General features: G+C 66.2%; 11 protein-coding genes. 10 read left to right on the plus strand and 1 reads right to left on the minus strand.

What is annotated here, in order from left to right; all coding sequences use genetic code 11:
• Window positions 1–79 precede the first annotated feature (79 nt).
• Window positions 80–982, plus strand: coding sequence for a glycosyltransferase (locus FB554_RS11145; RefSeq protein WP_142006095.1), 903 nt, complete (start codon window positions 80–82; stop codon window positions 980–982).
• Between the two features lie 194 nt (window positions 983–1,176).
• Window positions 1,177–2,598: a tyrosine-protein kinase domain-containing protein gene (locus tag FB554_RS11150; RefSeq protein ID WP_142006096.1), complete on the plus strand. Its 1,422-nt coding sequence runs from the start codon at window positions 1,177–1,179 to the stop codon at window positions 2,596–2,598.
• Window positions 2,599–2,612: 14 nt separating this feature from the next.
• On the opposite strand, the gene FB554_RS11155 is transcribed toward FB554_RS11150, so the two are convergent.
• On the minus strand, window positions 2,613–3,185 hold the full coding sequence (locus FB554_RS11155; protein ID WP_142006098.1) for an arsenate reductase/protein-tyrosine-phosphatase family protein: 573 nt from the start codon (window positions 3,183–3,185) through the stop codon (window positions 2,613–2,615).
• A gap of 56 nt (window positions 3,186–3,241) precedes the next feature.
• Here FB554_RS11155 and FB554_RS11160 point away from each other — a divergent pair, with 56 nt between their 5' ends.
• The 8 genes from FB554_RS11160 to FB554_RS11200 all read left to right on the plus strand — a co-directional run bounded on the left by FB554_RS11160 (window position 3,242) and on the right by FB554_RS11200 (window position 12,448).
• On the plus strand, window positions 3,242–5,074 hold the full coding sequence (locus FB554_RS11160; RefSeq protein WP_142006100.1) for a polysaccharide biosynthesis protein: 1,833 nt from the start codon (window positions 3,242–3,244) through the stop codon (window positions 5,072–5,074).
• Window positions 5,067–6,215, plus strand: coding sequence for an aminotransferase class I/II-fold pyridoxal phosphate-dependent enzyme (locus FB554_RS11165; RefSeq protein WP_211344581.1), 1,149 nt, complete (start codon window positions 5,067–5,069; stop codon window positions 6,213–6,215). Before FB554_RS11160 ends, FB554_RS11165 begins: the two co-directional genes overlap by 8 nt.
• The gene (locus tag FB554_RS11170; RefSeq protein WP_142006104.1) at window positions 6,212–6,838 is read left to right on the plus strand and encodes a sugar transferase; all 627 of its coding nucleotides are present in this window, start codon (window positions 6,212–6,214) and stop codon (window positions 6,836–6,838) included. The genes FB554_RS11165 and FB554_RS11170 overlap by 4 nt, the downstream gene beginning before the upstream one ends.
• A complete protein-coding gene (locus tag FB554_RS11175; RefSeq protein WP_142006106.1) occupies window positions 6,835–7,467 on the plus strand; it encodes a NeuD/PglB/VioB family sugar acetyltransferase in 633 nt (210 codons plus the stop codon). The genes FB554_RS11170 and FB554_RS11175 overlap by 4 nt, the downstream gene beginning before the upstream one ends.
• A gap of 23 nt (window positions 7,468–7,490) precedes the next feature.
• A complete protein-coding gene (locus FB554_RS11180; RefSeq protein ID WP_170206855.1) occupies window positions 7,491–8,660 on the plus strand; it encodes a glycosyltransferase family 4 protein in 1,170 nt (389 codons plus the stop codon).
• Window positions 8,657–9,865, plus strand: a complete 1,209-nt coding sequence (locus FB554_RS11185) for a lipopolysaccharide biosynthesis protein (RefSeq protein WP_142006110.1) — start codon at window positions 8,657–8,659, stop codon at window positions 9,863–9,865. Before FB554_RS11180 ends, FB554_RS11185 begins: the two co-directional genes overlap by 4 nt.
• A complete protein-coding gene (locus FB554_RS17145) occupies window positions 9,862–10,986 on the plus strand; it encodes a glycosyltransferase family 4 protein (protein ID WP_170206856.1) in 1,125 nt (374 codons plus the stop codon). Before FB554_RS11185 ends, FB554_RS17145 begins: the two co-directional genes overlap by 4 nt.
• Before the next feature lie 79 nt (window positions 10,987–11,065).
• Window positions 11,066–12,448 carry a hypothetical protein gene (locus FB554_RS11200; RefSeq protein ID WP_142006112.1) on the plus strand — a complete coding sequence of 461 codons (1,383 nt, stop codon included), beginning with the start codon at window positions 11,066–11,068 and terminating at the stop codon, window positions 12,446–12,448.
• The last annotated feature ends 173 nt before the right edge of the window (window positions 12,449–12,621 follow it).

A 12,621-nucleotide genomic window follows, 5' to 3' on the forward strand; every position in this document is an offset into this window, starting at 1 on the left:
TCGGCCCCGCATGAGCCACAATGCCGCCAACCGAGGCTCTGGGGGCTGAGCCTCACCGGCGAAAGAGAACGCAGCACCGATGACTGCTCTGCTTGATCCGGCTCGCCACGCGAAGCACCGCCTCCACAAGTGGTGGTGGTGGAAGCGTCTGCGTCTCATGTCGACGGCCCTGGAGCACCAGCACGCGCGTCGGCCGTACGTCTTCGACCCAGCCCGTTATGCGCACACCTTCCTGGCGTTCGAGTCTTCTGGGGGCGCGGTCGACCCCCAGCCTGTGCCACGCAAGGTCTGGTGCGCATGGACGGGTGACAACGAGATGTCACCGAACCGGGCGGCCGGCCTGGAGAGCATCCGGGCGGCCAACCCCGAGGCGGAAGTCATCCTCGTGACAGCGGAGAACCTCGACTCCTTCGTCCTGCCCGAGCACCCGTTCCATCCGATTTACCCGCACCTGTCGTACGTCCACCGAAGCGACTACCTGCGTTGCTACCTCATGCATCACTACGGCGGCGCCTATACCGACATCAAGAGGCAGCGAGGTTCCCTGACCGACGCGATCGATATCCTCAACGACCGAGCTGACCTGTGGATCGTCGGCGCGAGCCAAGATGGGCTGCCGGCACGCATCGACGGTGAGTCGCGGCTGGACCGGGACTGCCGCCGCAACTACGACATCCTGCCCTCCGGTGGCGCGTTTGCGATCCGGCCACAGACGGCGTTGACGACTGCCTGGTGGGCCGAGGTGAACCGCCGGGCGGACTACTACTACGACCTGACGAAGACGAACCCTGGCGGGATCTGGGGACGCGACGACCCGGGCATCGACAACGTCGGGGCCGGAGACGCCAAGCGCTTCAACCCGAACTACCCCATCCACTGGAATGTGTTGCAGGCCAACGTCTTCGAGCCGCTCTGCCTGAAGCATCAGGACCGGATCTTTCTGGACGAGCGGTTCCACCCGTCCCGGCTCGACTACCGCTGAGCCGCGTCGCGGCAGGCTCGCACGCCACCCGCACAGGTGTGGTGGAAGGCCCCCGGGTGCGGCATCGTTCGTGAACGGCGTTCCGTAAGCAGCCACGCTCCCGATTGCCCTTACCTCCCCGCGCCCGGGTACGGTGTCACGCGTCCCGAAGGTCATACCCCTGGACCTTCGCACGCCCCTCACGAAGGACATCCGTGGACCTGGCGAGTTATCTGCGCGTCGTACGCAAGCGCTGGCGCATCATCGTTGCTTCCGCTCTGGTGATGCTGTGCGCGGCCGCGCTCCTCACCCTGCTGACGCCCAAGAAGTACGAGTCCACCGTCCAGTTCTTCGTCTCGACGGCCGACTCCTCGACCAACGCCCAGCTCGCCCAGGGCGGCACCTTCACCCAGCAGCGGGTGAAGTCCTACACCGAGCTGATCGCGACGCCGAAGGTGCTCGACCCGATCGCGCAGCGGCTCAACATCGAGGACCCGAGCGAGCTGTCGAGCCAGATCACCGCCACGGCGCCGCCGGACACCGTGCTCATCGAGGCCGCGGTCACCGACCGTTCGCCGGAGCGCGCCAACCAGATCGCCCGGGCGCTGGGTCAGCAGTTCCCGCAGACGATCTCGGAGATCGAGCGCGTCTCGGAGACGCAGCCGAGCCCGATCAAGGTCACCACCGTCCGCGAGCCCACGGTGGACACCACCCCGGTCAGCCCGCGCCCCGCGCGCAACCTGGCCCTGGGCCTGATCCTGGGTCTGCTCATCGGCCTCGGCCTGGCGCTGCTGCGCGACCGGCTCGACAACCGGGTGCGCACCAAGGAAGACCTCGAGGCGCTCACCGAGTCGCCGGTGATCGGCGTCATCCCGTTCGACTCGGCCGCCCCCGAGCACCCGCTCATCGTGCGCTCCGACGCGCACTCCAGCCGCTCCGAGGCGTTCCGCTCGCTGCGCACCAACCTGCAGTTCCTCGACGCCGCGAACCACCCGCGCAGCATCGTCGTGACCTCCTCGCTCGCCGGCGAGGGCAAGTCGACGACCACCGCCAACCTCGCGCTGGCGATCGCCGAGTCGGGTGCGTCGGTCTGCCTCATCGAGGGCGACCTGCGCCGCCCGCGCCTCCTGCAGTACCTCGGTCTCGAGGGCGGTGTCGGCATCACCGACGTGCTCATCGAGCGGGTCGACCTCGCCGACGTGCTCCAGCCGTACGGCGAGCACCAGCTGGCCGTCATCGGCGCCGGCGCAATCCCGCCCAACCCGAGCGAGCTGCTCGGATCGCAGGCCATGCGCGACACCATCGCGCGGCTCGCCGAGCGGTTCACGTACGTCATCATCGACGCTCCCCCGCTGCTGCCCGTGACGGACGCGGCCGTGCTGGGTGCGCTCACCGACGGCGTCATCCTGATCTCCGGCAGCAGCCTGGTCACCGACGACCAGGTCGACACCGCGCTCGACTCGCTGGAGCAGGTCAACGCCAACGTGCTCGGTGTGGTGCTCAACCGCGCGCCGCGCAAGAAGCGCAGCGCCTACGACTACCGCTACTACGACTACCGCCCGCAGACCGAAGACACCAAGGAACGCAGCCGACGCCGGCGCAGCCGTGCGACGGCCGACGCCGGGAGCGGGTCGTGACGCGCGAGCCTGCCTCAGCCGCGCAGCGCACGCACCACAGGCGGCAGCACCTGCTCGATCTGCCGACCCATCTCCGCGAACACCGCGGCGGACTGGCCGATCGGGTCGACGATCTCGGCCTGCTGGTCGGTGCGCGGCTGGGTCTTGCCGCGCTGGCGCAGCGCCGCGCGCACCACCCGGGTCACCGTGGAGTCGTCGGGCTCGTCGAGGAAGCCAGGACGTGCCGTACCGCCGGGCAGCAGGTCCACCAGGTCGGCGAAGTCGGCCAGGGCGAACGTGCGCAGCAGCCCCTGCGGCGCCAGCTTGACCACGGCACCGCGATGTTGCCTGGTGGCCGTCAGCACGACATCTGCCTGGCTCACCATGTCCGCCGTGAGCTGGCGCGCCTCGAAGTCGTCGGCGCTGATGCCGAGCTCCCCGAGCAGCTTGCCGCTGCCCGGCTCGATGGGCGAGCCGACGAGCGCGCGGGTGCCGGCGCTGGTGACGTCGACCGTCTCGCCGAGCTCAGCGGCCAGACGCCGCTCGATGTACGGCGAACGACACACGTTGCCCGTGCACACCACCAAGACCGTTCCACGCCGAGTCATGCGGCCAGTATGCCGAGCGCATCTATAACGATCCCTGGGCGGGGTTGAAACAGCAGATGAAGCAATCCACCCCCTCCAGCAAGCGCCGTGAGGTCCTGATCCAGCTCGCCTGGATCCTCGCCGACTCGGTCTGCATCGCCGCCGCGACGGCCTTCGCCGCGCTCGTGCGGTTCGACTTCTCCGTGTCCGAGGCGCTCGTCCAGGACCTCGCGATCTTCGCGGCGCTCGCGATCGTGGTGCACGTCGCGCTGTGCCTCGCGTTCGGCCCCTACCGCATCGACCACCTGCGCGGATCCTTCGAGGAGACCTCCGACCTGGTGCGGGCGGGACTCATCTCCCTGCTGATCCTCGCGGCCTCGGTCTTCGTGTTCGGCTGGCCGACCGTGCCGCGGAGCCTGGCGATCGCCACGCCCGTCTTCGCGCTGCTCGGGATGTTCGTCACCCGGTTCGTGATCCGCAGCTTCCGCTGGGGGCGCACCACCGAGAACGGCCAGGGCAAGCGCGTCGTCGTCTACGGCGCCGGCGAGGGCGGTCGACAGCTGGTCCGTGCCATGGTGCGCGACGCCAGCGACAAGCCGTACGTCCCCGTCGCCCTGATCGACGACGACCCGCGCAAGCGTCGCCTCCGGATGGACGGCGTGCGCGTGCGCGGCGACCGCACCCGCCTCAAGACCGTGGTCGAGCAGACCGAGCCCGAGGCTCTCGTGGTCGCGATCCCGTCCGCCTCGCGGCAGACGCTGCTCGACATCAGCGAGGAGGCCCGCGCGCTCGGGCTGGAGGTGCTGCTGCTGCCGCCCGTGCAGGACCTGATCGGCCCGCCCAAGGGTGCCGACCTGCGCCAGCTCAACCTGGAGGACCTGCTCGGCCGCGGCCGCGTCGAGCTCGACGCCGGCGCGATCACCGAGTCGATCGCCGGCAAGCGGGTGCTCGTCACCGGGGCCGGCGGGTCGATCGGCTCGGAGCTGTGCCGGCAGATCCACCGCTTCGGGCCGGCCAAGCTGGTGCTGCTCGACCGTGACGAGTCCGCACTGCACGCCGCGCAGATGAGCCTCACCGGGCGCGCGCTGCTCGACGACGGCACGCTGGCCCTCTGCGACATCCGCGACCCCGAGGCGCTGCGCGAGGTGTTCGAGCGCGAGCAGCCGCAGATCGTCTTCCACGCGGCGGCGCTCAAGCACCTCACGCTGCTCGAGCAGTTCCCGATGGAGGCCTGGAAGACCAACATCCTCGGCACCCTCAACGTGCTCGAGGCGGCCCACCGCGTCGGCGTCGGGACCTTCGTCAACATCTCCACCGACAAGGCCGCCCACCCGACGTGCGTGCTCGGCTACAGCAAGCGCGTGGCCGAGCGGCTGACCGCTCGCTTCGCCGACCGCGACGACAACACGTACGTCTCCGTCCGGTTCGGCAACGTGCTCGGCTCACGCGGCTCGGTGATCACCGCCTTCACCGCGCAGATCGAGCGCGGCGGCCCGGTCACCGTCACCCACCCCGACGTCGAGCGCTACTTCATGCTCATCCCCGAGGCGTGCCAGCTGGTGCTGCAGGCCGCGGCGATCGGCAACGACGGCGAGGTCATGGTGCTCGACATGGGCGAGCCGATGAAGATCGTCGACGTCGCCAAGACTCTCATCGACATGTCGGGCAAGCGTGACATCGACATCGTCTACACGGGGCTTCGTCCCGGCGAGAAGATGTCCGAGGTGCTCTTCTCCCCCGGTGAGAACATCCAGCAGTCGGCGCACGCCCTCGTCAACCACGTCGCGGTGCCGCCCATCCAGGTCCGCGAAGTCCGCACGGCCCGCCACGACAGCGGGCAGGAAGCATTTGACTGGATGCTCCGAGAGAGCAATGGAGTTGTTGTGGGAGAGGCGATCTCGCGTGCCTGAGCGCATTCACCTGTCGCGAGCACACGTCACGACCGTCGAGGAAGAGCTCGTTCTCGAGGCCATGCGGTCAGGCTGGGTCGCCCCCCTCGGACCGATGGTGGACCGCTTCGAGAATGAGGTCGCCGAGAGGGTCGGGGTCGAGCACGCACTGGCGCTGTCCAGCGGAACCGCCGCGCTGCACCTGGCCCTCCTGCACGTCGGGGCGGGCCCCGGCCGCGTGGTGGTGCTCCCCTCCATGACGTTCGCCGCGACGGCCAACGCCGTTCGCTACACCGGCGCCGAGCCGGTCTTCGTCGACTCCCTCGCCGACGATGCCAATGTCGACCCCCAGCTGCTCCTCGACGCCGTGGACCAGCTGATCGCCGAGGGCTCTGACATCGCTGCCGTCGTGAGCGTGGACCTGTTCGGCCGCAGCGCGGACAACGCGCTGCTCGAGACCGAGCTGGCACGGCGTGACCTGCCGCTGATCGAGGACGCCGCGGAAGCCCTGGGAGCGCACCGCTCCGGCCGCGCTGCCGGTGCGTTCGGACTCGCAGCAGCCCTGTCGTTCAACGGCAACAAGATCATGACGACCTCCGGCGGCGGCATGCTGCTGAGCAACGACACCGCCCTCATCGAGCGCGCTCGCTATCTGTCGACCCAGGCGCGTCAACCGGCCGCCTGGTACGAGCACACCGAGACTGGATACAACTACCGGCTCTCCAACATCCTCGCGGCGATCGGGGTCGGGCAGCTGCTACGTCTGGACGAGATGATCGCCCGGCGTCGTGAGATCCGGCAGCGCTACGCCGACACGCTCGGGACCATCGACGGGGTGCGGCTCCTCGGCCGAGGCGGTGACCCCTCGGACGCGCAGGACAACTGCTGGCTGACGTGCATCGTGCTCGACCCCCAGCAGCACACCGCTTCGGTGGACGACATCGTGGCCGACCTGTCGGCACGGGGCATCGAGGCCCGGCACCTGTGGAAGCCCATGCACCTGCAGCCGCTCTTCGCTCAGGCCCGGATGTTCGACAACGGCGTATCCCAGGACCTGTTCCGCAGCGGGATCACCCTTCCCAGCGGGTCCGAGCTCGACGACGCCCAGATCGATCGCGTCGTCGGCGCCGTGCAGGCACATCTCACCGGGGTTCGCCGGTGACCAGGCGACGTGTCACCAAGCGCCTGCTCGACCTGGCGCTGGGAGTCCCGGCGCTCGTGGTGTCGCTTCCGATCCAGGCAGCTGTCGCTGTCGCTGTGCGACGGCAGCTCGGATCACCGGTCCTCTTCCGGCAGACCCGCCCCGGGCTGCACGGCGAGCCGTTCGAGATGGTCAAGTTTCGGACGATGCTGCCCGTGGACGAAGCGGCCGGCTTGGTCACCGACGACGACCGGTTGACCGCCTTCGGGCTCCGCTTGCGGGCGACCAGTCTCGACGAGCTTCCCGCCCTCTGGAACGTGGTCAAGGGCGACATGTCGCTGGTTGGTCCCCGCCCCCTGCTCATGCGGTACCTGGAGCGGTACTCCCCCGACCAGGCCCGCCGGCATGACGTGCGCCCTGGTCTCACGGGACTGGCCCAGATCAATGGGCGAAACACCGTGTCATGGGAGCAGCGGTTCGCGCTCGACGTCGACTACGTCGACTCGCACACGACCCTCGGCGACCTTCGCATCATGCTTGCCACGATCAGCTCGGTTCTCCGTCGCGACGGCATCTCCGGTGAAGGGACCGCGACCATGGCGGAGTTCATGGGGGCCGCCCCCACTCCGCCGTTGCGGTCATGACGACCCCGTTCGTCGTCGTGGGCTGCGGCGGTTTCGGGCGCGAAGTGGCCATGCTGGTCGAGGCCATCAACAGCGCCTCACCGACATATGAACTCCTAGGTTTCGTCGACGACGCTCCCACACCATCGAACCTGCAAGCGTTGCGAGACATGGACGCAGCACTGCTCGGTGACTCGTCCTGGTTGGACTCGGCGCCCGCGGGATGCGAGGCGGTCATCGGCATCGGCTCGGCCGCTGTCAGGCGCCGACTCGATCAGCGCTGGCCGTCCCTGCGCTGGGCCACGCTGATCCACCCCGATGCCACCGTGGGTCGAGATGTTCGCCTCGGACCTGGAACCGTGGTTGCGCCGGGTGCGCGCCTCAGCACGGCGATCCGCGTAGGCCGTCACGTCCACATCGACCAGAACGCCACCATCGGACACGACAGCTATCTGGGCGACTACGTCCGTCTGAACCCTCAGGCATGCGTATCAGGAGCGGTAACCGTTGAACCTGAGGCGATGGTGGGTGCAAACGCAACCATCCTGCAGGGCCTGAGGGTCGGCGCGTCAGCGGTCGTAGGAGCGGGCGCCGTTGTCGTCAGGGACGTCGTCGCACAAGCGGTCGTCAAGGGAGTGCCCGCAAGATGACACCTCTGCCAACCGGAACAGGCATGAAGATCACCTATATCCACCAGCATTTCAAGCGCCCCGACGAGGCCGGCGGCGGTCGCCCGTTCGAGTTCGCGAAACGTCTCGCGGCCTCCGGGCACCAAGTCACCATGATCAGCGCGGGTCCGTCCAGAGACAGCTACCGCGTCGGTGACTTCGACGTCGAGCAGGTCGCCACGAAGTACGACAACACGATGTCCGTACCTCGGCGCCTCGTTTCGTTCGGAAAATTCATGCTTCAGGCCACCGCCGTGGCGGCTCGGCAGCCTGCTGACGTCGTCCTCGCGTCGAGCACCCCTTTGACCGTAGCCATACCCGGCATGACGGCGGCACTACTGCGCCGCGCCCGGTTTGTGCTCGAAGTGCGAGACCTCTGGCCACGAGTACCCATCGAGCTTGGATACCTCCCAGCACCACTACAGCCTGTAGCCCGCATGCTTGAGCGGCTCGCCTATGCACGCGCGGACACAGTCATTGCCCTCTCGCCGTGGATGGCTGAAGGGGTGCGAGAGACGAACAGCACGGTACCGGTGCGCATGATCCCCAACGCCTCCGATGTCGCCGCAGCACCTTCGGCAGACCGCCAAACGCTACGACGCCGTCTAGGAGTACAGCAGGACGAACTCCTGCTGTACTACGCCGGATCCCTAGGGATGGGATACGACCCTGAATGGCTCACACGACTCGCAGTGGCCGTTCAACCGAGCAACGCCCGCCTTATCGTCGCGGGAGCTGGCGCCGGTCTTGACCCTGCCCGTCGCGCCCTTGAGGCCCAGGGCATCCCGGGCGACAGCGTCTTCGTTGGCCCGCTCCCCAGATCCCAGGTCCGAGACCTTGCCGCCGCAGCCGACCTAGCCGTGAGCTCACTCATCGACCACCCCTCGCTCGCGCACAACTCGCTGAACAAGGTCTTCGACGCCATGGCAGCAGCGCGTCCGGTCCTGTTCAACCACGGCGGGTGGTTGTCTGACCTGCTCCAGGCAGAGGGCGCAGGCTGGCAGTGCCCGCGAGATATCACAGCTGAGACCTTCGCCCACTTGCGCGCCGGCTGGACACCCGACGCACTCACGTCGGCAGCGCAGCGGTCCGCGGATCTAGGTCGCCAACGATTCGACCGGGACATGCTCTACATCGACTTCGAAGCTGCGGTGACCGGCAAAGCTGCATCGTGACTAATATTCTGCGCGGCGGAGCGCGCATCCTCGTAGGCAGCGCAGCCGGAATGGTGGTCGCCTTGGCGCTCACCCCGGTGATCACTCGTCTCTACTCACCAAGCACCTTCGGAGCTTTCGGGCTCCTGGTGGCGATTGCTTCCACTTTTATAGGTGTTTCCACGCTTCGCCTAGAGATCATTGCGCTGCGCGAACACGAATACTCCTCCTACGCCGCGCTAGCACTCCGCGGATTCAAGATCGCAATCGCTACATCCCTTGGCGTCACCGCCGTGGCGGCAGCTATTGCCGTCACGGGAAACAGTACCTACCTCGTCATCGGGCCTCTGATCCTGGCCGGGTCCTTGCAACTGCTAGGCACCTCCGCTCTTTCTCGAGACAAGAAGTACTCTCGGCTCGCACTAGGAAATTTCGTGCAACAGTCTGGGATGAGCGCGGTGCACGTCGCTCTTGGGTTCACCGGGTCGCTGTGGGCACTCATCGCCGGATTCTTGGTGCCGAGGCTGGTGTGGGCGAGACCTGCCCTTCAACTGCTACGCGCACCCCGAACTCAGATCTCCACCCCCTGGCGCCAGGCAGCTCCGGCAGGAGGATCCGCGCTTCTGAACAGCCTGGGCTCGCAGCTCCCAGTCCTGCTCGCCGGGACTTTCTACGGCCTGACTGGGTCGGGGTTCGTGGCACTTGCGCAACGAGTATTCGCAGCCCCTCTCCAGATTGTCGCCCAGAACATGGCCTCCGCGTCGGTTGCGGAGGTCAGCGAACTCGTCCGTCGAGACCAAACGTCCGCAGCCCGCGGAATCATCTTGAGAACCGCACGCGGATTGGCACTCATCAGCATTCCGGCGGCCATCATTGCGGCAGTCTTGGCTCCCTTGTTGGCCGGCTCTGTCTTCGGGTCGAGCTGGGAAGTCGTGGGGCAGCTTATCGCGGCGCTCACCTTCGGCACAGTGGCCCAGTTCTGCACCGCCCCCTTCGCACAGGTCCTGAACCTGACCGGCCACAGCCTCAAACTTCTCGGCTGGGACAGCCTGCGCATCCTGTCCGCCGTTGCCTCGCTGTGCATTCCCGGAATCCTCGGGGCGTCTCTTGTGCAGACAATGCTCTCCTACTCGCTTGCTCTATCGCTCGTGTACCTTGTCCTGTGCGCGCTCGTACTCAGGGCCGTCCAGGATCCTCAGACAACCCAAGAGGAGAAAATCGCGTGAAGGTTGCTCAGGTCACCACCGTGCATCCCGGGACCGAAAACAGAATCACGTACAAGCACGCGGTCGCGCTTGCCGAGGCTGGGCATGACGTCCACCTCATTGCACCTCCTCCCCGGGCCGATGTCCCCGGAATAACCCATCACCTCATCCAGCCTTCGAAGTCACGCCTCGGGCGCGTGCCGACTGGAGCTACCCAGGTCATGAAAAAGCTCCGAGACATCGGACCAGATGTGGTGCACATCCATGACCCTGAACTCCTGCCCACCGCCTTGACCTTCACCCGGTCGCACAAGGCAAAACTCGTGTATGACGCCCACGAAAACCTCGTCGCACAGATCGAGTCCAAGGCCTACCTGAGCCGCGCCGCCAAGCCGCTCGCCAGGCTTGCAGCGTCGACCCTGACAGCCGCGGCAGACCGCCTTGCGGACGCAATCGTCATCGCGGAGCCAGAACTCGCTCCACTGTTCCCGAAAAACCCCACCGTGGTTGCTGTCCAGAACTATCCGTGGGTCTCGAACCTCATGGGCGAGCCAGCGTCCACTCAGGTTGGTGACCGCCCGACGATCGGTTACGTGGGTGCCATCAGCTCCGACCGGGGTCTCGAGGCCATGGTCGAGGCCACACAGAGGTCGCGGCACAAGCCGCGCCTTCTGCTGGCTGGGAAGCTCCACCCGGAGAGCCTGCGCGACAAGCTGAAGACTGAATCTGTCAGCTACGTCGGGCCCATCTCCCCCGCTGCCGTCCCAGACTTTATCGCTCAGTTCGACGTAGGGCTGTGTCTTCTTCTCCCTAAGCCGAACTATGTGGATGCCAAGTCGACGAAAATCTATGAGTACATGGCCGCCGCACGGCCGTTCGTCTACTCGAACTTCCCAAGGTGGGTCCGCGAGCACGGATCTGAATACGGAACCCCCGTGTCACCCGACGACATTGAATCCATCGTCGACGCGATCGACCAACTGCTCGACGACGGTGCAGGGCGGGAAAGGATGGGAACGCGAGGGCGTCAGCGCGTCCGCGACGACTTCTCCTACGAGGCGCAGGCTGACGCGCTTACCCGACTTTATGACTCCCTCCTCGAGGGCCGGCCGCAGCAGAGACTGCAGGGCCAGAATTACTAGACATATGCGCCCGTGCGATGGGTAGTTTGCGGACCTCGCGGATTGCAACTGCCATCACGCTAAACCGAGAGTACACGCCTTGAAGCCAGACACCGCTGAAATGCGAACCCAGGAAAAGGACAGCCCCGGCCGATCGGGGAGGCTGCGCTTTCTCAGCGCCCTGATCTGTCTCGCCCTCGCTTGGGTACTGCAAAAGGTGTACCGGGATATCGTCTACCCACAATTCAACTATCTTGGATACTCATACCAAGACCCCCAGCTCGCGCCCTACGCCCTTGCACTTGCAATCGTGTGCCTGTGCGCAATGCTTCTCCCCGTAAAGCTGCGGCGACCCTCGGACACCATCGTGTGGATTCTTTTTGTGGTTGCTGGGCTGCCTGCGATCCTCGTCCCGCACTACGGAGGCCCACTCGAGGCAAGCCAGGCCGCGATGCTCTCGGCCCAATCAGGCGCCGTGATGCTCGCTATCACTGTGGCGGCGCGACGAAACCCCCTGAGCTTGACCTTGCCGCGCATCTCATTGCCCGTGGGCGTCTTCTGGACCGGGGTTGCAGTCTACAGCCTCGGTGTTTACACGCTCATCTTTGCGCAATTCGGAGTTCCGACCTCCGTCCCGAATCTGCTAGACGTCTACGACGTCCGAGGTGACTACCGCACCGCCCTCGAAGGCGCCGCCATTCTTAGCTATCTGATTCCCACTCAGGCTGGCGTGGTCAACCCGATCGTCATTGCTCGAGGCCTCCAACGAGGCAAGACGGCGCTCATTCTGTTGGGTCTCACCGGCCAAATCGTGATCTTTGCGGCCTCTGGGCTAAAGTCCGTTATCTTGTCCACCCCCGCACTCATCCTCTTCTACGCCATTCTGCGGAGGGACCGTTTTTCCTACGGTTGGCTAATCGCGCTGGGGACGTTCATCGGCGCGCTAGGCTCTATGGTCGCCGACCTAGCGCGGGGCACGGCCACGTGGACCTCGATCTCTGTGCGACGTTTTCTGCTCACTCCCGGGCTACTGGCAGCGGCTTACGTCTACGTGTTCGACGAGGCGGAGAAGGGCTACTGGGCCTACTCATTTCTTTCGTCCTTCAGGACTTATCCCTACACGGAATCGCCTCCGTTCATGGTAGGTCGGATCTACTTTGGTCGGGAGGGCATGAACTCCAACGCCAGCCTGTTCGCAGACGGATTCGCTAACCTGGGGTTTCTTGGCATGGCCATCGAAGGTGGAGCCTTGATCGTGCTGCTGTGGCTGGTCAACGCCAGCACGCAGGGCTTACCCAATGCGCTGGCAACGCTGACTTTTGTCGTCCCGGCCATCGCGCTGGCGAACTCCAGTGTCTTCACGACAGCCCTTACTCATGGACTCATCGCAGGCATCCTGCTGTCCATGCTGATGGCAAGAGAAGATCGGGGCCGTGAGCGTGATGACGCTAGGGGTGCGGCACCCCCACTCCTGACCCGCTAGCGCGTGGCTCGGCGGTCGACGATGCGGCTCAGCAAGCCGGTCGGTTGGCGAGTCGGCAGAGGGCGGGCACCCCTCCGGAGTGGCCGATAACACGCACCACAACTGGGCAACAGTGCCGGGCTCATCGGCGAGTGCGGCCCTGCCGTCCGTGACCGTGGGACCGCTTTATACCG

It is taken from the genome of Barrientosiimonas humi (genome assembly GCF_006716095.1).
GTDB classification, from domain to species: domain Bacteria; phylum Actinomycetota; class Actinomycetes; order Actinomycetales; family Dermatophilaceae; genus Barrientosiimonas; species Barrientosiimonas humi.